We start from the raw sequence: 24,419 nt of genomic DNA, 5'->3' as shown, positions 1-24,419 counted from the left end.
ACAAGATCCAAGGTGTGATATGTAGGGAGCGGTAAAGCAAAATGCAAGGCGGTGTCCCCTCCTAATCCTAGACTATTGACGTTTATGCCGGGTTAATTAATCACAACCTCGACACACCTATCGTATTTGAATTGAGCCGCTATATTGCTTGAATCCCCTGATCACTAGCCGCCAAGGGATCAAATCCATGCGCTAAAAGCGTAGCCAAAATTTTATAACTCAACTCTTCAGACTTGTTAATCGGAATCATCGCTAACACTTAAGGGTTGCCATTCACTTTCAATCCATATCATGGTTGAATATTATCTTTTATTTGCTGAAATAAAAACTGAAAAACGGCTACATTCCCCCTGACAATTGCTATAGCAAATGGAGAATTTTCATTAGGATTTGGGATATACCCAATATCTGTGATCTCCTTGGCGGATAAACCTTGGCAATTGTAAAAAGCAGAATCTGATCGATGTTTTAAAATATATTCATTAATTATAAATCTGACCTATGATGCAATGAGGCATATAGAAGTTGAATATATTGCATCCTTTCAGCATCCATCTTTTCAGAAGTTCGGCATTGGTTGAATGGTCAATTTTTATCTGAGTTTTTATCTTTAATAACTTCTCATCCGTAAAATCCTCATCCTCACCTGAAGATAGAGGAAGTCGATAGGGGATAAGTTTAAATATCTCAATTTGGATATCCCAAATCTTAACTAGATCTGAATGTTGAGACTTTATTTGATCATCTTCTGAAGCTTGTAAGAGCCACGATTCCTGCAGGATGGAATAATCTAAAGATCTAGGATGATTTTCAATAAATTCAATCTCTTTAAAAAAGATTTCAATCAAATGTTTCGTAAACTTCCAAAGCAGTTAGTGATTGTAAATAGAGTCTCTCTACTATCCCAAATATCTACGGATCACCTTACCTGAATTTAAATAAAATGATGACTGGACTAAAAGAAAGCGATTGTTTAAATGCAGAGGGGCTAAAGCTTAGCTCTAGGCAAAATCGTTCAAAATAAATTTCAATTTAAAAAAAATTTTATTAAATTGCCATCAGATTGATCTATGCTTCATGCATCTTGTAGACAAACTCTCTCACCATTCATTGACTATCAATCTTATAAAAAACAATTTTTGAGAGATTTTTATTTTCATTTCTATTAGATTGAGTAAAAAATCACAAGAAGATTGACACCTTTTGTAATTTGATCGAACTAAAAAATCCTCTTCTTTTAGTTATTGATCTCGTAAAAACATGACAGGGAAAATGGCTGAAAAACCTTATTATTATCAATACGAAGAATTTAAAAACCGTTTAAAAAAATTAGAATCAATTCGACAAGTCTCCATTGAACCCTATCCTCATTGTTTTTCTCCTAGCCATACTATAGAACAAATTCTAGAAGAGTATTTTGATCAGCCGATTGGGGATAGTGAAAAAGCGGCAAAAGGAGAGACAGAAGAGGTCTGTATTGGAGGACGATTAATTCTCTTTAGAGCGATGGGGAAAAATGCTTTTGCTCATATACAAGGAGCTCATCGTACGATCCAGCTCATGTTGAATCGAGAATTGACTACTCTTCAGGGATTAGAAGACAACGAACTCACTGGATTAAAATTTATCGAAAAAAGGATTGATCTTGGAGATTGGGTAGGGGTTCAAGGTCATCTGTTTCGTACAGGAAAAAGAGAACTCACCATTTTTGTTAAACAATTCACCCTCTTATGTAAAACACTTCTTCCTCTTCCTGAAAAGCATAGTGGACTGGCTGATAAAGAAATGCGCTATCGCAAACGATGGCTGGATTTAATCGCTCATGAAGAGGTTAGGTCTACCTTTATTACTCGTAGTAGAATGATCCGTATCATTCGGGATTTTTTAGATGAAGCAAGATTTTTGGAAGTAGAAACACCAGTCTTACAAAATCTCTATGGTGGAGCAGAAGCACGCCCATTTTGTTCCTATGTTCATGCTATGAATCAAAATGTCTTTTTACGTACCTCTCTTGAAATTCCTTTAAAAAAAATTCTAGTTGGAGGGTTTGAGCGTATCTATGAAATTGGAAAAGTCTTTCGCAATGAAGGAATAGACAGAACCCACAATCCAGAATTTACGATGCTCGAAGCTTATGCTGCTTATTGGGACTACAACAAGATGATGAACTTTGTGGAAAAATTGATTGAGCAAATTGCGATAAAATTGTTCCAAACAACGAAAATCCCTTATCATCTGAATGGAGAAGAGGTGGTAATTGATGTTGGGCTTCCTTGGAAAAGAATGACAATGAAGGAGAGTATAAAAAATTATGCAAATTTTGATGTCAACTATCTTCTTGATACAGATATTCACCGTTTGCTTCAAGATCAAACTGATATCGAACCCACAATCATTGCCTCATCTTCACGAGGAGGATTAATTGCCATGCTATTTGACGAATTTGTCGTTTCAAAGCTAATTCAACCCCATCACATCACTGATCACCCGATTGAAACCACTCCTTTATGTAAACCTCACCGTAAGCCGGAGGAAAAAAAAGAGGGAATAGTTGAAAGATTTGAAAGTTTTTTTCTCGGGAAAGAGATATGTAATGCCTATTCTGAGCTCAACGATCCCCTTCTTCAGCGAGAACTCTTAGAGATCCAGGCTTTAAAATATGAAGCAGGGAATCAGGAAGCCCATCCTTTAGATGAAGAATTTCTTGAGGCAATCTACCAAGGCATGCCTCCTGCTGGAGGTCTTGGAATTGGATTAGATCGTCTAGCCATGCTTTTTACCGATGCAAGTTCGATTCGCGATGTACTTTATTTTCCGATGATGAAAATCTCCAATACTTCGTAGAGCTTTCATCCAATCATTTGATTCTTGGAATCGTGTGTTTTGAGATTTTAACTATGTTTTTTGAGTCTAGATCCAAGAGGCGTATCTTCAATGAGGTAGCCATTCTGATGAATCTCATCTCTCAGACGATCTGCGAGTATCCAATCTTTTACAGCCCTTGCTTCGTTACGCGCTTTAAGCATCTCTTGAAGATGGTTAGGAATATTTTCTAATTGATTCAGAGATAAAACACCGAGCAGAGAATTGAATTTTTTTAACACAATCAGGACTTGATAGGCATCTCCACCATTCATCATCCCCTCATCATATAGATGATTGACTCCACGCATCATCTCAAAAACTGCACCTAAAGCTACTGAGATATTCAAATCATCAGCCATGGCTTGACTAAAAAAATTAATCGCCTCTTGAAGAGGCTGATCACAAGATCCTGTTGGATGACTAGATTCGGATAGTTCTTCCATTCTATAGACAAAATCATTCAGACGTTGTAAAGCGACTTTAGCTCCCTCCATTCCCTTAAAAGTAAAGTTAAGACAAGTACGATAATGGGTATGCATTAACATATAACGTACTTGCATTCCTTGATACCCTCTATCTAACAAATCACGTAAAGTATAAAAATTTTTAAGACTTTTAGACATTTTCTTATGATTCACAACAAGATGTTCAGCATGAAGCCAATACGAAACAAATTTTTTCCCAGAAAGCGCTTCAGATTGCGCCTTTTCATTCTCATGATGAGGAAAAATGTTGTCCACACCACCGACATGAAGATCTAGTGTTTCTCCTAAAAAATGGCGTGCCATCGTTGAGCATTCGATATGCCAACCAGGCCGACCAGGGCCAAATGGACTCTCCCAAAAGATATTTCCATCTCGTTCTAGATTATGTGCCTTCCAGAGGACAAAATCTCCTAGATTCTCTTTTTCATACTCATCAGATACAATCTGTTTATGACCTAATCCTATTTTACTCACATCTAAATGGGAAAGCTGTCCATAATGAGGAAATTTATCAATAGCATAGTAAATGCTTTTATCTTTACTTTGATAAGCCATCCCCTGATCAAGAAGGTGTTGAATAAAAGTGATCATATGAGGAATATGGTCAGTAGCAGAGGGATAGTTTTCAGCCCTTTCTAAACCAAGAGTGTCAATATCTGCAAAAAATGCATTTTTATAAGGTTCAGTAAACTCTTTAAGGGTTTGTGAGTGTGTTATTGAACCACGAATCGTTTTATCATCAATATCCGTCAAATTCATCACCTGATGTACTTGATAACCAAAAAATTTTAGAGTACGACGAAGAAGATCTTCAAAGACATAGGTACGAAAATTTCCGATATGAGCATAATCATAGATAGTTGGACCACATGTATACATCCGAACATGGGTATTTTGAGGACGAAATATCTCTTTTTTTCGTGTTGCAGTATTATAAAGATAGATAGGAAGTTTTGGAAATATAAATCTTTTCTCATCCATATAGAGCTCCTTATCGAACAACCCCTTTCAATGTATCTCGTCACCATCCATAGTGTTGATCAGTATGTTAAATGTTTCATGCCTTTATGCAAATGTCAGAGATCAATTCTATTGTTTTCGTAAATTTTCTAGTTGGTTGCGTAAAGATTTGTAATCGATTTTGCCTGTTCCTAAAATAGGAATCGTAGTGACTTTAATCGTACTAGAGATCTTAATCAGATTACTCATTCCCTGTTCACGTAGAATATGGTTTACTTGATCGACTGATAGATCAAATATTGTAAAAAGATGGATTTCACTTTTTTTACCTACCTCTTCTACAGGACAAAGAGCGAATAAGTGACCAGAATGTGCCCTCCATCCTCTTTGCTTAGCAGCCCCAATGAGAACCTCCTCAATTGCACCTAGGCTGACCATCTCTCCTGCAATTTTAATAAACCGCTTTAATCTACCTGATAGGGTCAAATACCCCTGTTTATCCATCGCACCCAAATCCCCTGTTTGATACCATAATTTGTTTCTGATCTTAATAAAGGGAGAGGAAAGATAAGGATTTAAGTAACCACGAAAAATATTCGCTCCACGTGCTAAAATTAATCCCTGTTGTCCAGTATCCATCAAACTAAAAGTCTCTGGATCGACGATAAGAAGCTCAACTCCAGGAAGTGGAACTCCAACCCCGCGAATAGGGGCATTAGGTGGATTAAGTGTCAGGATTGGACTACACTCAGTAATCCCATATCCTTCAATGAGCATTGTATTAGGATTCAAATTTTTTAACTCTTCATACATTTCTTTCGAAGTTTTTTCAGCCCCTGTCACAACCAAACGCAATGAGTGAAAATGATGTCTCGTTCCTACTCTAAGCAAGTTTTTCAAAAAAGTGGGTGCGATGCAAAAAATCGTGATCGACCAATTAGCCATGGTGTTAACAATCCGACGACTTTCTGTTGGATTAGGACTATAGACAACAGGTAAGCCGGTAAGAATAGGAAAAAGTCCCGTCACTGAAAAACCAAAGGAGTGGAAAGGAGGAAGGACACCTAACATAATATCCTCATTTTTTACATCCACGTAGGCATAAGCTCCCCTTTGATTGGCTAAAATATTTTCATGACTCAGAGGCACTCCTTTCGGTTTGCTTTCCGTGCCACTTGTAAAAAGAATCACAGCGGTATCTTCTTTTTTGATCCGATCGGCATCCAGAATTTTAACCAATGCATCTGGTTTTTTATATGCGTGTAAAAAAGCCTTACATTTCTCCAAAAATGTATACTTAATCTTTTCAAGAAGAACAATCTGATCTTCAATTCCATCGAAATCAATATGATCTAGATGATCTATGAAATCCCAAGAACTCAAAATTACTTTAGTGTTGGACTGTTCAATGATTGAACGTAAATTCGATCTACCCAATGTCCAATTAATCATGACAGGAATTTTTCCTGCTAACATTGTTGCAATAGATAACATATTGACAGCGACTGAAGCGGGTAACATGATTCCTATGTTTTTTTCTGGAATCTTTTTCATCTTTTCAGTCAGAAGAAGCACACCCATTTTAAGTTTTTTATATGAAACCTTTCCTTGGGATTGATCAACACAGGCCATATAATTTTGCATCCGATCGCATGTTTTAAAAAAGACCTCAAAAATTGTCTCTCCTTCAGGATAAAATGGAGATGGACGTCCTTTTTCTTTCACCCGATCATGATCCGAACTTTCCTTCTCTGCTTTTTTTATTGATAATCCAGCAGCAAAAGTCATCAACTTTCCTACACTCGTTAAATCTGACTTATGTATCTCAGAAATCCCGTAATACTCTCTAATCACAAAGATCAATTCTGCCATATCCAGCGAATCAAGTCCAAGATCCGTAGATAAATCGTCTGAAAGACGAATCTTATCCATTGGTCTTTTTGTTAATCTACTCACCTCCTGCAATACCTTTTGTTTAATCTCTTCTGGAATATCTATTAGAGAGATCTCTTCATCATCTACTTCAATAGAACATTGAGGTAGATCTTCTTTCCAGAAACTAAAAGAGACGAGTTTTATAGGTTCAGAATCGGGAGAATTATACCAATTTTCTAAATACCGATTCAGTGTAAGTCTATCCCAATCTTTCGAAAAATTCGGAGGGGCAACTGCACATTCTACAATCACCTCTCGTCGAGGTGTAAAAAAAATTCCATTTTTTAATACCACCCATATTCCTTGTTTCAATGTCTTCATCAAATCAGGAGTTTTTCCTGTTAATGCACGAGAAAAACTACTCCCCCATAACCCTCTCGTCCGAATCAGTACAACATTAGTCTCAGGAGCTCTTTGTAAAATCGCATGAACTCCAGAAGCCCCACCAATCTTCTCTTTTGCTTGATGCTTCAAACTACCAGAAGGATAAATCAGAAGATTTTCATTGCGATTAAGAAGGCCAAAGATCTCCTCATAGGTTTTATCAAATTGACGTTTTTTATAACTATTCGCTGAAAGATCAAAGTTTGGAATTGAAAGCGCTCTAATAAACTTCAAGAGATACCCCACAAGAGGTTGCCAAAAAAGAGAATCAATAGCAACTGGATGTGGACGATATCTTAGCCATAAAATACGCAGTAAAATACAGGGATCAATTTTAGCAGGGTGATTAGCCAAAAAAAGAATCCCTCCTTGATGAGGAAATTTGACTTTTTTAAGCTCCTTAAATCCTTTCAATTTTATTCGATAACGCAAAGAAAGAAGCAACCTAACGAGAATATAGTAAAAATATTCTAATATCATCTTCATAAAAACATCCTAATGGAGACCTAAGTAAATTGTTTACATTAGCTATCCATTACGGGGAAGACAAGAAGGATTTCTCAATAAATCAGAAAATAGAAAGAGTACTTGATTAGATTGAAGGAAAAAAAGGAGAATTCTAATGAATTATCAACACTTAATGGTGAAAAATGACCGGTTCTTTCCTTTTCCCAACCCCTTTTTGCAGATTATAGTGAGCTAATTCATTAGCAATGAGATTGGTTGGAAGCCCCTTTTTTTCAGAAAGGTCATAAATCCTCAACAGACGATCATAAATCCTTTCTAATCGTTGACGAGCAATAAGAGGGTTATAACCCACCTTCTCAATTTCCATACATACGTTTAATAACCCACCAGAGTTCACAACATAATCAGGAGAGTAGAGAATACCACGATTCATTAAAGCTTGTCCATCAGCCTCTGTATGCAGTTGGTTATTCGCTAAGCCAGCAATGCCTTTACAAAGAAGCAGAGGAATCGTTTCATGATTCAGTATCCCTCCCAGAGCACATGGGGCAAAAATATCGCATGGAAATCTATAGATCTCACTAGGTTTAACAGCAATGGCTCCATAATCACGTACAATTTGTTGAACAATATCCTCTTTAAGATCTGTCACAACTAGCTGAGCTCCTTCCCAAAAAAGGTATTCAGCGAGTCGACGTCCTACAGCACCTAAACCTTGAATTGCGACTGTACGCCCCTTAAGAGAATCGACACCCCATAATTGTCTTGCTAAAGCTTTGAGACCTAAAAACCCACCATAAGCCGTAAAAGGAGAAGGGTCTCCACTCGATTTTGGATGTGGTAGACCTACCGCAAAATGCGTCCCTTGACGAATCACTGCAAGATCATCCATACGGACTCCAACATCTTCTGCACAAATATATGTTCCTTCGAGAGTATTTACCGCTTCAGCAAAAGCTAAAAGAAGCTCTTTTGATTTTGGCTTTTTCGGATCAGAGATGATTACACTCTTCCCTCCTCCTGTCCCTGTTTCAGCAATTGCAGCCTTATAGGTCATCGCTTTTGCCAAACGCAGGGCATCTTGGAGTGCCTCTTTAAAACTGGGATAGGGATAAGCACGAATGCCTCCTAGAGTAGGCCCAAGGGATGTATTATGCAAAGCAATAATTGCATGCAGTCCTGTGGGTTCATCGATGACCTCTATGACAGATTCATATCCCTCGACTTTGATTTCATTGAATATTAGCCCTGCAACTTTTCCCATTTTATACCTCAAAAATTTGAGCAGCTTATTATCCTATAAAAAAAGCTTAAAGTCAATGAAGCTTGACTCTTGAAAATGTGTAGATTAAAATGCATTCCTTGATAGGTAAAAAAAGGATTTGATATGAAAACTGAGGAAATACGGGATTTGATCAATAGCTTTTGCCGTGCTCACCCTTGGCATGGGGTGGATATTGGGGAGAATGCACCTGATGAACTCCACTGCTACATCGAGATTGTCCCCACTGATACAGTAAAATTTGAACTTGATAAAAAAACAGGTTTATTAAAAGCAGATCGTCCTCAAAAATATTCTAACCACTGTCCAACACTATACGGTCTGATTCCCCAGACTTATGCAGGTAAATTAGTGGGTACCTTTTGTAGTGAAAAAATAGGCCGTCAGAATATTGAAGGTGATCATGATCCTCTCGATATCTGCATCCTCACTGAAAAACCGATCTTACGAGGCGATATCTTGGTGACTGCAAAACCCATAGGTGGCATTCGAGCGATTGACGGCAATCAAGCAGATGATAAAATTATAGCCGTCTTAAAAGAAGATCTAGTCTACAAAGACATTCAAGATATTAAAGATTGTCCGTTTAATTTGATTGAGCGCCTGATGCATTATTTCCTTACTTACAAAGAATCTCCTGAAGATCTCATGCAAAAAAATTCTCAACGAATGGAAATCCTCAATCTTTATGGTAGAGAAGAAGCAAAAGAGATCATTCGTCTCTCTCAACAAGATTATCAAGAAGAATTCTCTAAAATCTGTCAATCTTCTCATAGATAAACTTAGTAAGAGTCTATTTAGTAAATTTAACCGAAGCTTAGATCCTCTTAAAATTACATTTCATTGACTAAGGCCTCTTATGTCGTGAGAAAAGATATTTTTCTGCCTCCCAGCTAATAGCTCTGGTCTCAGGAAAAGTTGCGATTGTTTGCACTTCTTCAAAAGCCAGCCACTTAAAATCCTCAATCTCCTCAACCTGAATAGAAACCTCTTCTTTAACCTCTGCTAAGAAATAAGTCACTCTCTTTTGAATCTTTCTTCCTTCTTTTTGAATCACATAAGATTCACTAAGAGGTTTAAAAGGAAGGAAGCGGACAATACGCAGAGAGGTCTCTTCATAGAGTTCACGAGAGGCTGTTTCTTGAAAATTTTCCCCTTCTTTAGGATGGCCCTTAGGAAAAGCCCAATGGCCTGCTATGTGTTTGACTAATAATGTTTCCCATCTCTTATTTTTCCATCTAAGAGGAATAATGCCAAAAGAATGCTCCATAGAGAATATTATGGAAAAGGGCCAAATATAGTTGCTCCATTATGACCTCCAAATCCAAAGGATTCAGAAAGTCCTGCTGTCACCTCTAGATTCTGAGAAATATTAGCAACAGGATCAAGATCACCAAGACAAGGTTCAGGATGATAAAGATTAATTGTCGGATGAATCTTGCTTCTTCTAATTGCTTGAATTGTTGCAATGGCCTCAACTCCTCCAGCTGCTCCTAAGCAATGTCCAATCATCGACTTGGTCGCATTGATCTTAACATGACGAGAGTGAGAACCAAAGACTGTATGGATCCCTTCAATCTCAGCTATATCTCCTAAAGGAGTCGATGTAGCATGCGCATTGATATAATTAATCATCTCTTTAGGGAGATCACCATCTTTCAAGGCTTTTTCAATACATAAAGCCACTCCAGATCCATCTTCACGTGGTGCTGTCATGTGATAAGCATCACAACTCACTGCTCCTCCCAAGTATTCAGCTAAAATGGGAGCACCTCGACTAATAGCATGTTCTAACGATTCTAGAACTAGGATGCCGGCTCCTTCTCCCATGACAAAACCATCTCTGTCTTTATCCCAGGGACGAGAAGCACCTTCTGGGGATTCGTTACGCTCAGAAAGCGCTTTATTTGCAATAAATCCCACTAAACCAAGAGGGGTAATCGCAGCTTCGGATCCACCACAAATCATTAAATCTGCATCCCCTTGACGAATGTGATTAGCGGCTGCAACAATGCTATAGTTTGCTGTTGCACAAGCAGTGGATATAGAATAATTAGGCCCCATAAAGCCAAGATCAATAGCTAGAAGTGCCCCAGCCATGTTAGTAATGATAAATGGAATAAAGAAAGGAGTAATTCGACGATAACCTTTTGTTATCAACGTTTTAGTTCCATCATAAAAGGTATTTAATCCTCCCATACCAGAGCCAATAATAATCCCAGAGCGTGTTTTATTGATTTTCCCCAGGGCATCACGATTAATCTGTGCCATTTCTAAGGCTTTTTTCCCAGCTACAGTTGCAAAACGAATAAATGGATCAATTCTGCGTTCTTGTTTACGATCAATGTAATCACTTGCATCAAAATCAGGAACTTGAGCAGCAAAGCGCGTGGGATAGTCTTCGCAAGAAAAACTGCTAATCGGTTTGACACCACTTTTCCCTGCAAGTAAAGCGTCATAAAAAATCTCAACATCGTTCCCAAAGCAAGAAACTACCCCCATCCCTGTGACTACAATCCGTTTTTTACTCATAAAAATTTCCTCAAATTCCTTTTTGTTGTTTACAAACTGATAGTTCTAAATCAACAATTTTTCCTTCATGCCATAACCTCTCGAGGGAATACTTTTTTCGCATATCCGGTTTAAATAAGTGAATAATGACTTTTCCATAGTCGATCACGACCCAATCTCCTTGATCAAGTCCTTCTACATGGATGGGCATAATGCTTTTTTGCTTTAAGAGATGAATTAATTCATTTGCAAGCCCAATGACGTGTTTATCAACCTTTCCCTCAGCAATCAAAAAAACATCTGTTAATGTTGAAATCTGTTCAACATCAAGCGCTAGGATATTAAACCCTTTTTTATCAAATAGAATCTGAGCGATCTGGTTAAGAAAAACTAAAAGACTTTTCTTCATTATCGACCCACGAACTTTAATTGATTGAATATATAAAGTCCAAAACTTTTCAAGAGACCAAATTCTCTAATCATAAAGGAAAATTTGAGAACAATGGCCAATCCTTGAATTAAGGAATTATCGTCTTTCATTCTCGATATCTATAGAATTTCCCAATCACGTGCACGAGCAATTTTTGCAAGATGACGATTAGGATTGACAGCAACTGCTTCTTGAGCTGATTCTAAAAAGGGTAAGTCGTGATGGCTGTCCGAAAAGGCAATGGTATCTTTAGCAAGGTTTTTAAGAAGAGAACGCTTTTTTTCTCCATCTATTAACAAAGCAATCCCCGAAAGAGATCCTTCTGTGTCAATGGTATAACTAGTTGCTTGTACCTTTAGAATCCCAATTTTTTCTCCAATAGGTTGCGTAAGAAAAATTGGACTACTAGAAAATAGATAAATCTCCAATTTCTCCATACGCAATTCTTCTAAACGAGCAAGAGCAGGCTCATACCATGTGAGAGTCTCAATAAAGGGAGCAACATATTTTTCTAAAAAGGCAATGGATTGACCTTGAAACAGGCGATTAAAAATCAATACATGTAGTTTTGCAAGGGAAAGATGAAAAAGAAGATAACAAGAGTACAAAGAGGCGCAATAGAAAAAATCTGTATAGGAAATGACTCCTTTGCGACATAAAAATCGGCAAAAAGAAAAACTACTATTTTCACGTAAAAGAGTGCCATCAAGATCAAAAACTGCTGCCTCTCTAACTTGTTTCAATAGCTTCCTGTAAATTGACGAATTTTTTTCTCAATTTCGCTGATACTTTGGTCTAATTCAGAAAGAGAGGCTTTTTCACCATTCATTAATTCCTGAATATGCATAGCTTTTTCAAAATCTAAATTAGAACCACTACTTATCTTACGGTATTCCTCAATCTGATGTTTAATCATTTTACGTCTTTCTTTACGTTGAGAAAGGATATTTTTTAAATTATCCAAAGTTTCTCGGTCATTACTTGATAACAGCAGAAGTGCCTCCTCCTGTTTTTTCATCAACTGCTCTCGTATAGTTTTCAATTGACCTTCCATACGTTGGCGCTCAGCTTTCATCATAGGGATGGTAGATAACTTTTTACGATAAGTTTCAAAAGAAGATATTAGATTTGTGGATAATGTTTCTGGTTTCTCAATCTCGATCTGTTCTGCTAAACTCTCAATTTCTTCTTGAAATTTCTTGATTTTTTCACGATTTGCTTCTTTCAATTGCTCTTGTTGCTCACGCAGGTGCTCCTCAATCTTGTTTTCTTCATTCTCTATCTGATTTCTTGCTTTAACTAAATTTTCTTTAAGAAAAAGAACATCGTTCCGATTTAATTCGACTTCTCGCATCCAGCGATGAATAGCCTCAAGTTCTTTTTTTCCCTCCTCTAAGGTATACTTTGCTTGGGCATAATCAGAGATAAATTTTTCTATTCTTTCTTGCACCTGATCTCTATTGCTTCGAGATTTTTGTTTCCGATTAATTAATTCTTTTTTCCACTCTTTCTCCATGCCTTTTAATTTATCCCAAAAACCACTGAGCTGCTCACGAGTAAGAGAAAAGGCATGAGTATTTAAAGTCAGTACCTTTGCCATCGCTTGAAAACTTTTGATCTCTTCACGCAAAAAAAATAAAGAATTCAAGATTTTTTCATAGGAAGAGGCTTCATCAGAAAGATAGACTTCAACAAAAGATGAAACATCTTTAACAAATGCCTCACTAATCTGACAAATCAAATCCTTACGCAAAGGAAAAACTAGATCTCCCATAGAAGAAAGACGATTAAAAAATTCATTTTTTTGTCTGACTCTCATATCTGTTATTATCAATTCTTTACGAAGACTATTAATACGAGAGGCATGCACATGTAAAGTATTGAGTTGATTTTGAAGAGCACAATAAAAACTCGATCTCTCTTTTAAGCTTTGGGGTTCTTTAGAAAAATGAAAATCTCTTGGTTCATCCTTGAAATCTGATTTATCCTGGGCATGAAAACCATTGACTTCATCTTCAAGAGAAAGAATAGCAATATCAATTTGCTTAACAGCAAATGCACTTTCTATACTAAGCAAATTTTTAAGACGACGTCCTTCACGTGTTAATTCGATATAGTCAGTCCATAATTTAGATCGGATAGATCCAGAAAGCGGTTCTTTAAATAAAGGTAGACAAAGCCTTCTAGCTTCCCAAAATCCCTTTAAATTTGGATTTTCTTTATGCACGAGAGCTTGAGACATAAAAGAAAGACTTGCCCGCAATTTCTCTTCAGGATTAGAAATTGTTTGGATATTTTTAAGAAATGTCACCATTTCTTTTTTAAAAGGATCTTGTTCTTCCATGATAATGATTTGCTCTATAAAGAGAAAAGATAGCGCGAATTGACAAAAAAACTCAAATTAGAAATGTTAATCTTTTTCATAACTTTTAGTCAATTGATTGGAGTCAAAATATGAGTGAAAGAATTTCCTATCAGGAGGGAGTTGACTTATTCCAAAACGCATCTTTAACTGATTTACAAAAATGGGCACAAGATATTCGAAATATTAAAAACCCTCCTAATAGAGTCACGTTTGTCCTTGACTCTAATCCAAATTATACAAACGTCTGTCACATTGACTGTAAATTCTGCGCTTTTTATCGCCATCAAAATGCAAAAGATGCTTACACAAAATCTGTGGATGAAGTTTTAAAACACATAGAACGAGCAGAAAAGGCGGGATTAACCACTGTCTTACTTCAAGGAGGAGTAAATGATGCACTCAAAATTGACTATTATGTTGATTTAGTCAAAAAAACTCGAAAATACTTTCCTAAAATTCACCCTCATTTCTTTAGCGCAGTTGAACTTTGGAATTGTGCTCGGGTTTCAAATATGCCACTTAGGGAGGTCCTTGAGACACTTTGGAGAGCAGGTTTGAGAACCATTCCTGGCGGAGGTGCTGAAATTTTATCTGAAAAGATTCGACAAGAAATTTCTCCCAAAAAGATGGAGCCGCAGGGATGGATCTCCTTTCATCATCTTGCACATACAATCGGATATAAAACGACAGCGACCATGATGTATGGACATCTCGAAACACCCAAAGAGGTCGTAGAACATCTTGAGACTCTGCGCACTACTCAAGATAAGGTTCCTGGTTTTACCTCTTTCATTCCTTGGAGTTATAAACGAAATCGCACAGCTTTACGTCATAAAGTCAAAAACTGGGCAGGTGAGGAAGCCTATTTTAGAATCCTTGCGTTTTCTCGGATCTATCTCGATAACTTTGACCATATTAGTGCCTCTTGGTTTGGTGAAGGTAAAGAAATTGGGATCAAGTCTCTTAAATATGGAGCAGATGATTTTGGGGGGACTATCCTTGAGGAAAATGTCCACCGTGCGACTAATTGGATCAATGAAGCGGATCATGAGGAGATGCTCCGCATGATTCGTCAAGCTGGATTTGAACCTGCTCAACGAGATACATTCTACAATATCTTACGCACCTACGAAAAGATAGAATCTCTAGAACCTCAGAAACAAAAGTCAATCAAAAGCTCAAAGCTCTCTTTATTCATATCTTAAAATTCAATTACAACTTATCCCGAGGGTTGGGTAAGGGCTTAGGTAAAGACTTTTTTACCTTTGCAGGTATAGGGGAAATTTCAAAAAATTTATAGTAGGCAATGTTATCTTTCTTTACCCCTTTACCTTCGCTATGCTCCTCTCTTTTCTCATTATCTAATTGAATTAGCTTTTCCATTTCTTTGCTTAGATCTTCAAGCAAGATTCCCATCGCTGCCATTTGTATGGTATTACTATTCTTTGTTTCACCTAATCTTTCATGAGCTAAAAAGATACTGTAACCTTCATCTGGAGATTCATGACGAATAAAAGTATAGTGCTTTGCAGGTAAGAGTTCTGCGATTTTACCAGTGAAGTCATCTTGCTCAAAAAAAATTTCCTTTGATGGACTATGCACAAGTGTTTTTTCTTTTGAAACATATTTTCTGACTAGATTCCTTATTCTAGAAAAGAGGCTTAGCTGGTTTCTTTTGGGATGACTCACTTGATGATTTAACAATCTACTACTCTTACTTTTTTCTCTTTGAGCTCTATCCTTTCTGATCAGTCTAATCTTTCTCAATACAATAGAAATAGGGTTTCCCGATTTACGAATCTTTCTGCCTTTTAGTCTTCCTTCCTCTGATTTATTGTTTTTTTCAGGTTCAGAAATGAATGAATGAGAATCTGTTCCCTCTATTTTTTTCATAAAAAACACCTATCAATTTAAACATATAATAGAATATTTATAGTATTTAATTCAAAAAATTTGATTTTTTAATCAAAATATTAATGTATGATAAAAAAATATAAATTTAATTAACTAATAATCAAAATTTTGTAAACAAGATAAGGCCATATCGTGATGAAATTTTTCTTCTCGCTTGCAAAAGCCTCTGGTAATTATTTCTATCTCTCCTTTTAATGCATCTATGCTTCTATTGCTTTTGTCATTCTTAAAAAATTCTCTCCATCTAAAAATCCCCGCTGTTTTTGAATATTGTTCCACACGGATGGCTCTAGCTGCTATTGTTTCTCTCTTATTTACGATCTTTTTTGGAAAATATTTTATTAAAAAACTCTACGAATGGAAAATTGGAGATCGTGTAAGAAGTGAAGAGTGTCCTTTACTAGGAGAGTTACACCGCAATAAAAATAATACCCCGACTATGGGGGGAATTTTAATTTTATCCTCAATGTTAACCTCCCTTTTCCTTTGGATGGATCTCAAAAATCCCTTCACCCTTATCTTATTTACCACCACAATTGTGATTGGGACACTTGGTGGAGTGGATGATTATTTAAAGCTCCGGTATAAAAATAAACAGGGTGTGCCTGGCAGGAGAAAGTTAGCCGTACAAGTCGCTTTTTCCTGCTGCATCGCTCTCTATTTACTATGGACTCCACTGACTCAAGCTCTTCATATCTATGATTGGTTTCCTCCTCCCTATGCTAAAGAAGAGGCTCAGACTGAATTGCTTACTTTAACGACCCAGAAGTATGCGGCTCGTCTATACCTTCCTTTTTTTAAAATCCCGATCTTTGAGCTATCTGGCTTAGGGTTATTCTTCATGGGGATTTTTTTCATATTTGTGATTACAGGAACTTCAAATGCTGTCAATCTTACCGACGGTCTTGATGGCTTAGCCACTGGGATTCTCATGCTTGTAGCTAGTGCATTTGCTCTTATTGCTTTTGTATCTAATCACCTTGATCTTTCGCGTTACTTACATATTCTCTATATTGATGGAAGTGGAGAAATTGCGATCTATCTTTCCGCTCTTGCAGGAGCCGCACTAGGTTTCCTTTGGTATAATGGATACCCAGCTCAGGTCTTTATGGGAGATACTGGATCGCTTACTCTTGGAGCAGTCATTGGAGTATCAGCTGTTTTGCTCAAAAGAGAGCTTCTTTTAATGATTATTGGAGGGATTTTTGTGATTGAAGCGATTTCAGTGATTCTTCAAGTAGGCAGCTATAAATTACGTCAAAAAAAACGTCTTTTTTTATGTGCTCCTCTTCATCATCACTTTGAATACAAAGGATGGGCAGAAACAAAAGTCGTCTTGCGTTTCTGGATTATTGGTCTACTACTTGCTATGGTTGGGATTGCAACATTGAAATTTCAATAAATCTTACCTCATGCATATCTTAATTATAGGTCTTGGGATCAGTGGTCAGGCTGTCAAGAATTTCTGTGAAGAAAGAGGGGATACGATTTCTATCTATGATGATGCACTCCCCCCTCAACCTCTTGCTTTTGAGAAAATTGATCTTGCAATAAAATCTCCGGGTATCCCTTCTACCCATCCTCTGGTTAAGTCTCTACAGAAATATCCTATTCCTGTGATAGGAGAAATTGATTTAGCCTTGCAAGAAATACAAGATCAAACAATCTATGCGATCACTGGATCAAATGGCAAGACAACCACAACCTTACTCGCTACCCATCTTTTGAATCTCTCTGGAAAAAAAGCTATGGCTGTAGGCAACATAGGGATTCCTCTGATTTCTCAAGTTAAATCAGATGTAGAGATTTTTGTCCTCGAGCTGAGCTCATTTCAACTTGAATCGATCTTAATTGGTCACCATTTTAATAGAGCTGTGTTACTCAATATCACTCCTAACCATCTTGACTGGCATTTGACCTTTGAAGCCTATACAAAAGCAAAATTGCGTTTGCAGGCTTGTCTTAAAAAAGGAGCACCTTTTTTTACAACCCATTCTATTGCTAAACAGTTTTGTCCAGGAGCGACGATTTTACCTATTGAAACAATTGCCTCTCTGAGTTATAGAAATAGACAGTTTTACCCACATGATTTAGAAAACATTGCAGCGGCTTATGCACTTACCTCTGTGGATCAAAATAGACTAAAGCAAGGATTAGACACATTTACAAAACCTCCTCATCGTATTGAATTTGTCCGTGAATATAGAGGAATCCATTTTGTTAATGATAGTAAAGCTACAAGTATTGATGCGGTTATAAAAGCTATACATACAATTAAAACTTCTATTGTCTTAATTGCTGGTGGGGTGGATAAAGGGGGATGCTATGCAAATTGGCTTTCAGTCTTTCATCAGAAAGTACGAAAAGTTTTTGCTATGGGAGAAGCGGCAAAAAAAATGGAAAATGCACTTGCTTTTGAAATCCAATTAGAAAAAGTGGGGAGCTTGGAAGAAGGAATCAAACAAGCGACGCTGTTTGCAAAAAAAGGGGAAACGGTTTTGCTTTCCCCAGGCTGTTCGAGTTATGATCAGTTTAAAAATTATGAAGAGCGTGGAGATAGATTTAAGGAAATTGTTTATGCACTTGAGGAGATCGTATGAGTCGTAGGGATACAATAATAGTCGCTGTTTTAGTCAATGCTGCGTTATTAATGGTTTTATTTGCCACGGCTGTAAGATCAGATAAAAGTGAATCTCCACCAAACAAATCTACCAAGCTTGCTCAGGCACCTTTGACTGAATATCCACTAGAGGAGGATTTTTTTAAAGAATATACTCCTTCTGTGCCTACCCTTGTGCAACATAACAATGAGTCGATTTCCCCTACCGAAGAGATTCAACTTTCTTATCTACCTGCACAGGTGATTGAAGAGAAGAAACATCTTGAAAAAGAGCTCTCAAATCCTCTACAAAACACTCGTTACATCGATGTCACTGTGAAGAAAGGAGATTTTTTAGAAAAAATTGCTCATGCGAACAATACTACGGTAGCTGCAATCATGAAAGCGAATAATATCTCTTCGACTCAACTAAAGATCGGACAGGTGTTAAAAATCCCACTCAGTGAATTACAAGTAAAAGAAGTCACTGATCAACCAAAAGGCGAATATTATATTGTGAAAGAGGGAGATAATCCTTGGTTAATTGCATCGCGGAATAATCTCCGTCTTGAAGACTTACTCCGTCTTAATGATCTAGATGAACAAAAAGCACGCCGTTTACGTCCAGGAGATCGTTTGCGAATTAGATGAAACTCCTTGTCATTATTTGTGTTGTTGTCATTTTTGCTGTTGGGTTGATGATGATCTTCAATACCTCTTCAGCAGAAATTTTAGACCGTGCTCTCAATAAGAATATTCATCAAGCGCTTTTACGTCAGATTATCTATGGAATGATTGGGCTCCTAGCTGCAATTTTCATCTGGAAGATTGGTTATATACATCTTCTCCATCTAAGCCCTTATTTACTTTTTCTTTTTCTTTTTTTGTTGACCTTAGTTTTTGTTCCTGAAATAGGAAAAATGCGTAACGGGGCTCACAGATGGATAGGTATCGGAAACTTTACTATTCAACCTTCAGAATTTGTGAAATATCTCGTTCCCATGGTCTATATCGAATGGATTGTACATCATTATAAACATCAAATTTCATTCTTGAGATTTTGTAAAATTGTTTCCATACTTGCCATTCCTATGTCTCTCATCATGATTGAGCCTGACAACGGCACAACTGCTGTAATTGCTATTTCCCTTCTTCCTCTCTTCTTCATTAGCGGAATTCGTATCAAATACTGGGTCCTTCCTGTGGGCATCCTTTTTATCACTGGCACTTTTATTGCTCTTCAGCTTCCTTATGTAAGAAGTCGAGTCGAGGTGTATCTCCATCCAGAGCTTGATCTTAAAGGAAAGGGACATCAACCTCATCAGGCAAAAATTGCTGCTGGATCGGGACAACTCTTTGGGCGAGGACCTGGAGCTAGTCTACAAAAGCTCACCTATCTACCTGAAGCACAAAATGATTATATTGCTGCTATCTATGCTGAAGAATTTGGATTTCTTGGGATTCTTTTGCTCATTATTCTCTATATGTTATTCTCCCTTGGAGGATTTTCGATTGCTTTAAAAACTCCTACGGTTATTGGGTGTTACTTAGCAACAGCTATTACCTCTCTTATATCCTTGCAAGCATTTCTTAATCTTGGTGTTGTATCTGGTTTGTTGCCAAGTAAAGGGGTAAATTTACCTTTTTTTAGCCAAGGTGGCACTTCATTGATTGCAAATATCATCGGACTCGCTATTCTCCTTAACATAGGACGTGATGAAGAAAAAGAAAATCATTCTAACCACTGGAGGAACAGGAGGGCATGTGTTTCCAGCGCAAGTAGTCGCGGAGGCTCTATCTAATCACCACATTTTATTTGTTGGAGGGGGATTAAAAGAGAATCGTTTTTTTGATCATTCTCATTTTGCATCTCAAGAAATCTCAACAGCGACTTTTCGATTTTCAAATCCAATAAAAATGGCATCTGGTGGATGCTCCATCATCAAGGGAATATGGCAAAGCCGAAAGATCTTGTTGGATTTTATGCCCGATCTTGTTGTTGGTTTTGGGAGTTTTCATACCCTACCGCTATTATTAGCAGCAACACATCTTAAAATTCCCCTTATTCTTTATGAACAAAATGCTATTTTAGGCAAGGTCAACCGTCTCTTCTCTCGCTTTGCTAAAATCACGACTCTGAATTTTCCTATCAAAATCGCAGGGAATTCTCAGCTTGTACATTTTCCTTTACGTCACCGTAAAAAAATTGAAGATCCCTGGAGGTATTTTGGATTGAAAAAGGGACGACCTACTCTACTTATATTTGGAGGCTCTCAAGGAGCTGCTCGTTTGAATGAGATTTTTTTAGATGCGATTCCCTTTCTCTCTGCTTTTCAATTCCTCCATTTTACAGGTTCTAAGTGGAAAGCTGATAAAGAACTATATAAAAATACTATTCACTACCTTAAACCTTTTGAACCCAATCTTATGGAAGCGATGTCTATTGCAGATTTAGCCATCTGCCGCGCAGGAGCCGCCACCCTTTCTGAGTTAATTGCAAGTGAAACACCCGCAGTGCTTATTCCTTTTCCTCATGCCACAGATAATCATCAAGAAATCAATGCACGTTACTTTCCTGGAGGAGAGGTTTTATTAGAAAAAGATCTGAATGGAAAAAAATTATCTGAGGTCATTCATCGTTTTCCTATTGAAGCAAAAAGAAAAGAGATTCAAACATTCAAAAAAAAACAAAATAGCTTGCATCTTGCTGATGTCATTGAAGGAGTTCTTTATGGATAAGAGCAAACAATACCATTTTATTGGGATTGGTGGAATAGGCATGAGTGCACTTGCTAGAATTCTTCTTGAGAAAAAATATTTAATCTCTGGAAGTGATATCTCCTTTTCGCAAAATATCTCTGAGCTGATTAAACAAGGAGCTATATTTCAGCAAGGACATTCAGCTAAATATATTTCTCCTCAGCATACCGTAATCTTCAGTTCGGGAATTAAAGAAGGTAATCCCGAATTACTCGCAGCTAGAGCACTCAATTGTCGCATTATGCATCGTTCCCAGCTTTTAGCTGAGCTTATGCAAGGTCATCGAAGCTTTGCCTGTGCAGGTACTCATGGCAAAACTACAACTGCCTCTCTTCTGAATGCAGTTTTAACTGAAGGAGGATTGGATCCAACCTTTGCAATTGGAGGCATGGTCCAAGGAGTGAATGGAAGAATTGGTCAAGGAAATTTTTTCGTGATGGAAGCAGATGAAAGCGATGGATCCTTTCTAAACTATCGCCCAGAAGGAGGGATTATTACAAACATTGAATCTGAGCATATTCATTATTATAAAACGATTGAATCCTTGTATCGGGCTTTTGAGGATTTCATCAATCGATTTCAAAATACTGAACACCTTTTCTATTATGGAGATGATTTAGAATTAAAAAAATTAATGGGAAATAAGGGGATTTCCTATGGATTTTCTCCTGATTGCCTCTTACAGATCTATAACTTTAAACAGGAAGGATGGAAGATCTATTTCGATTTCAATTTTCAAGAACATGTCTATAAACAAGTAGAAGTCTCACTTATAGGAGAACATAATGCGTTAAATGCAGCAGGGATTTTTGGTCTTGCGCTACGTCTTGGTGTGCAGGAAGAGAAGATACGCATCGCCCTAGCAAAATTCTCTGGTATCGAAAGAAGGTGTCAAAAACGCACGGAAAACAACTCCGTACTCTATCTTGATGACTATGCTCATCATCCAACAGAAATTGCTAAAACGTTAAAATCGATAAAAATGGCAATCGAAGAACGCCGTCTTGTTGTTCTCTTTCAACCCCATCGCTATACCCGTACACGCGATCAAATGCAAAAATTGGGAAAAGCTTTTGACATGGCTGACTTAGTGTATATAGATGAGATTGATCCAGCAAATGAAGAGAAAATTGAAGGAATCAATTCTGATAAGTTAATTCAAGAAATCCGTGCTGTCTCTAACGTTCCTTGTTTTCCATCGAAAGATTTCACCCCTCTAATGCCACATGATGTGTTTATCACAATGGGAGCTGGTAAAGTGAACCATATTCATGATAGATCTTCTCCTTCTAGGAAATTGACTCTAGGATTGGTATTCGGAGGAGTATCTTGTGAACATGAAATTTCTTTGCTATCTGCGCGTTTTGTCGCTGCCTCCCTTGATCGTGATTTATATGACATTCAATATTTTGGAATCGACAAAAAAGGAGATTGGATTACAGGGAATCAAGCCAAAACAATTCTCGAAACAGAGACAATTGTTGCATCACCTGAGTGTCGGCCGATTTTTCAAATTTTCAAAGAATTTGCATTATGCGATCTATTCTTACCGATTCTTCATGGAACTTACGGTGAAGACGGAAAGATCCAGGGATTTTTTGAGATGCTAGGTAAGCCCTACATTGGTCCCGATCAGTGTGCTTCATCTCTTTCAATGAACAAAGTCCTGACAAAGCAAATTGTTGCCTCTAGTGGCATCCCTGTTTTGAAGGATCTTTCTTTTAGCTATGTGGAATGGCAGCAAGAGAAGACCTCTATTCTCAATAAAATTCAACAATTTCCTGTCTATGTGAAGCCAATACACCTAGGATCAAGCATTGGCATTAGCTTTGTAAAGGAACAAAAAGAGCTAGAAAATGCCATAGACTTAGCATTTCAATTTGATTATGAAATCATGATTGAAGAGGGAAAATCAGGTTGCCGCGAGCTTGAATTCCCAGTGATAGGCAATACACAAGGATTTCGCATTATTGTGGCTAATCCCGGAGAAAAACTAGGACAGGGAGAGTTTATAGATTATGATAAAAAATATCTTCATCCCATTCCTACCACACTTCATCCTAATCTTGACCCAATACTGCTTGAAAAAGGAAAAGCTCTGACTGAAGCAGCCTATAGAGCTGTCCGGTGCAGTGGAATGACTCGGATTGATTTTCTTCTCGATAAAGCAGGAAACTATTGGTTTTTTGAAATGAATCCCATTCCTGGCTTACAGAAATTTAGCCTCTTTCCTAAGCTTTGGAATGAAACTCAATTCACACCAAAGAAACTATTCAACCATCTCATTATTTTAGCTTTAGCAAGAAAAAGACAACAAGATAGACATTTTAAGTGTTTAGAAAATTTTTAGAGCCAGGTCCAAAATATCATTGGAAAAAAGTTCTACTATTTCTTACGATTTTTACCTCTGTGATTTCCGGCGGAACTACTGGAGTCTACTTAGTGTATCAACGTATCTCCCATATGCATACGATGGATCTAAAAATTGAAGCCATTGTACAAACAGGGACCCATTATGCTCCTTTACAAACAGCCTACCTATCTGAAGTTTTAGAATTATCTTGTGACCAATTATCAAATTTTAATCAGTTTGATTTGCAAGAAGGATATGAACGTTTGATGGCAACACATCTGATCCGTAAATTATCGATAAAAAAAATCCAACCTAATATCCTTTATATCGACTATGAAGTACGTCAGCCAATTGCTTATCTAGAAGACTATACCAATACAGCAATCGATGAAGAGGGGAAGCTTTTTCCTTACCTCCCCTTTTATCTTCCCTATAGGTATCCAAAAATTTATCTAGGAGCTCAAGCCCCTCCTAACCCTTGGGGTAAACAACTAGACCATCAAACTGTAGCTTTCATATCTGGAATTTTTAATAGATTACATCCTCTTTCTATGACACGTATTGATCTTTCACAAGTCAATGCTTTAAGTGCAGGGAATCAGCAAATCATTATTGTCTTAAAAAATGGCTCCATTCTACGCCTTACACCAAAAAATTATGCAGAAGAATTGCGCTACTACGATATCATGATCAAAGAAATCCAGATCGATAAAAAATGTGTTATCGATTTTAGAAACCCTGAGGTAGCTTATATTTCTTATGAAAAATGATTTCGTACAAATTTTTTGGACCTCTGAGAGTCTGAATGAAGCGCGTGAAATAGGAAGAGCTCTTGTGAAAAAAAAACTTGTTGCCTGCGTAAATATTATTCCTAAGATTGAGTCAATTTTTTTTTGGAATCAACAAATAGAGGTCACAGAAGAGACCAAAGTCATTTTTAAAACCCGTGCTCTTCATTTTCATGCAATTAAGGAGACAATCTTAGCCCAGTCTAAGTATCAGATCCCTGAGATTTTAATGGTTTCTATAACCGATGGCAATCAGGATTATCTTGATTGGGTTGCACAAAACACAGTTGCTGTGAGATAATCATTCTTATTTTCTATAC

20 protein-coding genes and 1 pseudogene are annotated in these 24,419 nt (G+C 37.2%); 11 read left to right on the top strand and 10 right to left on the bottom strand.

Annotated features, from left to right (window positions below; all coding sequences use genetic code 11):
- Positions 1–482: 482 nt before the first annotated feature.
- Positions 483–848, bottom strand: a complete 366-nt coding sequence (locus tag R3E91_05050; protein MEZ5315554.1) for a hypothetical protein — start codon at positions 846–848, stop codon at positions 483–485.
- A 424-nt stretch (positions 849–1,272) separates the two neighbouring features.
- Between R3E91_05050 and lysS the strand changes: the two genes are divergently transcribed.
- Positions 1,273–2,844, top strand: coding sequence for a lysine--tRNA ligase (gene lysS / locus R3E91_05045; GenBank protein MEZ5315553.1), 1,572 nt, complete (start codon positions 1,273–1,275; stop codon positions 2,842–2,844).
- A gap of 47 nt (positions 2,845–2,891) precedes the next feature.
- Here lysS and cysS read toward each other — a convergent pair whose 3' ends face one another.
- The 3 genes from cysS to R3E91_05030 all read right to left on the bottom strand — a co-directional run bounded on the left by cysS (position 2,892) and on the right by R3E91_05030 (position 8,361).
- Positions 2,892–4,331, bottom strand: a complete 1,440-nt coding sequence (gene cysS, locus R3E91_05040; GenBank protein ID MEZ5315552.1) for a cysteine--tRNA ligase — start codon at positions 4,329–4,331, stop codon at positions 2,892–2,894.
- A 108-nt stretch (positions 4,332–4,439) separates the two neighbouring features.
- Positions 4,440–7,115, bottom strand: a complete 2,676-nt coding sequence (locus R3E91_05035; GenBank protein ID MEZ5315551.1) for an AMP-binding protein — start codon at positions 7,113–7,115, stop codon at positions 4,440–4,442.
- A 151-nt stretch (positions 7,116–7,266) separates the two neighbouring features.
- Positions 7,267–8,361 (bottom strand): Glu/Leu/Phe/Val dehydrogenase dimerization domain-containing protein, encoded by a 1,095-nt coding sequence (locus R3E91_05030; protein ID MEZ5315550.1) that lies wholly within the window; start codon positions 8,359–8,361, stop codon positions 7,267–7,269.
- A 123-nt stretch (positions 8,362–8,484) separates the two neighbouring features.
- Between R3E91_05030 and R3E91_05025 the strand changes: the two genes are divergently transcribed.
- Complete coding sequence (locus R3E91_05025; GenBank protein MEZ5315549.1) at positions 8,485–9,159, top strand: inorganic pyrophosphatase; 675 nt, start codon at positions 8,485–8,487, stop codon at positions 9,157–9,159.
- Between the two features lie 67 nt (positions 9,160–9,226).
- Here the strand turns inward: R3E91_05025 and R3E91_05020 are convergent, their stop codons facing one another.
- From R3E91_05020 to R3E91_05000, 5 genes are all read right to left on the bottom strand, one after another.
- On the bottom strand, positions 9,227–9,649 hold the full coding sequence (locus R3E91_05020; protein MEZ5315548.1) for an NUDIX domain-containing protein: 423 nt from the start codon (positions 9,647–9,649) through the stop codon (positions 9,227–9,229).
- Positions 9,650–9,657: 8 nt separating this feature from the next.
- The gene (gene fabF / locus R3E91_05015) at positions 9,658–10,911 is read right to left on the bottom strand and encodes a beta-ketoacyl-ACP synthase II (GenBank protein ID MEZ5315547.1); all 1,254 of its coding nucleotides are present in this window, start codon (positions 10,909–10,911) and stop codon (positions 9,658–9,660) included.
- A 10-nt stretch (positions 10,912–10,921) separates the two neighbouring features.
- Complete coding sequence (gene rsfS / locus R3E91_05010; protein ID MEZ5315546.1) at positions 10,922–11,299, bottom strand: ribosome silencing factor; 378 nt, start codon at positions 11,297–11,299, stop codon at positions 10,922–10,924.
- 140 nt (positions 11,300–11,439) lie between these two features.
- Complete coding sequence (locus R3E91_05005; protein MEZ5315545.1) at positions 11,440–12,063, bottom strand: HAD-IB family phosphatase; 624 nt, start codon at positions 12,061–12,063, stop codon at positions 11,440–11,442.
- Positions 12,060–13,664 (bottom strand): hypothetical protein, encoded by a 1,605-nt coding sequence (locus R3E91_05000; GenBank protein MEZ5315544.1) that lies wholly within the window; start codon positions 13,662–13,664, stop codon positions 12,060–12,062. The genes R3E91_05005 and R3E91_05000 overlap by 4 nt, the downstream gene beginning before the upstream one ends.
- Before the next feature lie 110 nt (positions 13,665–13,774).
- Between R3E91_05000 and mqnC the strand changes: the two are divergent.
- Positions 13,775–14,800: pseudogene (mqnC, locus tag R3E91_04995) on the top strand (cyclic dehypoxanthinyl futalosine synthase).
- A gap of 97 nt (positions 14,801–14,897) precedes the next feature.
- Here the strand turns inward: mqnC and R3E91_04990 are convergent.
- Positions 14,898–15,578 (bottom strand): hypothetical protein, encoded by a 681-nt coding sequence (locus R3E91_04990; protein ID MEZ5315543.1) that lies wholly within the window; start codon positions 15,576–15,578, stop codon positions 14,898–14,900.
- Between the two features lie 175 nt (positions 15,579–15,753).
- Here R3E91_04990 and mraY point away from each other — a divergent pair, with 175 nt between their 5' ends.
- The 8 genes from mraY to cutA are packed head-to-tail and all read left to right on the top strand — an operon-like array spanning position 15,754 to position 24,400.
- A complete protein-coding gene (gene mraY, locus R3E91_04985; protein ID MEZ5315542.1) occupies positions 15,754–17,001 on the top strand; it encodes a phospho-N-acetylmuramoyl-pentapeptide-transferase in 1,248 nt (415 codons plus the stop codon).
- Positions 17,002–17,011: 10 nt separating this feature from the next.
- The gene (locus R3E91_04980; protein ID MEZ5315541.1) at positions 17,012–18,199 is read left to right on the top strand and encodes a Mur ligase family protein; all 1,188 of its coding nucleotides are present in this window, start codon (positions 17,012–17,014) and stop codon (positions 18,197–18,199) included.
- Positions 18,196–18,849 carry a LysM peptidoglycan-binding domain-containing protein gene (locus R3E91_04975; protein ID MEZ5315540.1) on the top strand — a complete coding sequence of 218 codons (654 nt, stop codon included), beginning with the start codon at positions 18,196–18,198 and terminating at the stop codon, positions 18,847–18,849. The genes R3E91_04980 and R3E91_04975 overlap by 4 nt, the downstream gene beginning before the upstream one ends.
- Positions 18,846–20,000, top strand: a complete 1,155-nt coding sequence (gene ftsW / locus R3E91_04970; protein ID MEZ5315539.1) for a putative lipid II flippase FtsW — start codon at positions 18,846–18,848, stop codon at positions 19,998–20,000. The genes R3E91_04975 and ftsW overlap by 4 nt, the downstream gene beginning before the upstream one ends.
- Positions 19,915–20,937, top strand: coding sequence for a UDP-N-acetylglucosamine--N-acetylmuramyl-(pentapeptide) pyrophosphoryl-undecaprenol N-acetylglucosamine transferase (locus tag R3E91_04965; protein MEZ5315538.1), 1,023 nt, complete (start codon positions 19,915–19,917; stop codon positions 20,935–20,937). The genes ftsW and R3E91_04965 overlap by 86 nt, the downstream gene beginning before the upstream one ends.
- Positions 20,930–23,308 carry a UDP-N-acetylmuramate--L-alanine ligase gene (murC, locus tag R3E91_04960; protein ID MEZ5315537.1) on the top strand — a complete coding sequence of 793 codons (2,379 nt, stop codon included), beginning with the start codon at positions 20,930–20,932 and terminating at the stop codon, positions 23,306–23,308. Before R3E91_04965 ends, murC begins: the two co-directional genes overlap by 8 nt.
- On the top strand, positions 23,290–24,081 hold the full coding sequence (locus R3E91_04955) for a hypothetical protein (protein MEZ5315536.1): 792 nt from the start codon (positions 23,290–23,292) through the stop codon (positions 24,079–24,081). Before murC ends, R3E91_04955 begins: the two co-directional genes overlap by 19 nt.
- Positions 24,071–24,400, top strand: coding sequence for a divalent-cation tolerance protein CutA (cutA, locus tag R3E91_04950; GenBank protein ID MEZ5315535.1), 330 nt, complete (start codon positions 24,071–24,073; stop codon positions 24,398–24,400). Before R3E91_04955 ends, cutA begins: the two co-directional genes overlap by 11 nt.
- The last annotated feature ends 19 nt before the right edge of the window (positions 24,401–24,419 follow it).

This window comes from Chlamydiales bacterium (assembly GCA_041395025.1).
Classification (GTDB): domain Bacteria; phylum Chlamydiota; class Chlamydiia; order Chlamydiales; family JAAKFR01; genus JAJACP01.
This window is presented reverse-complemented; position numbering and strand designations above follow the sequence as displayed.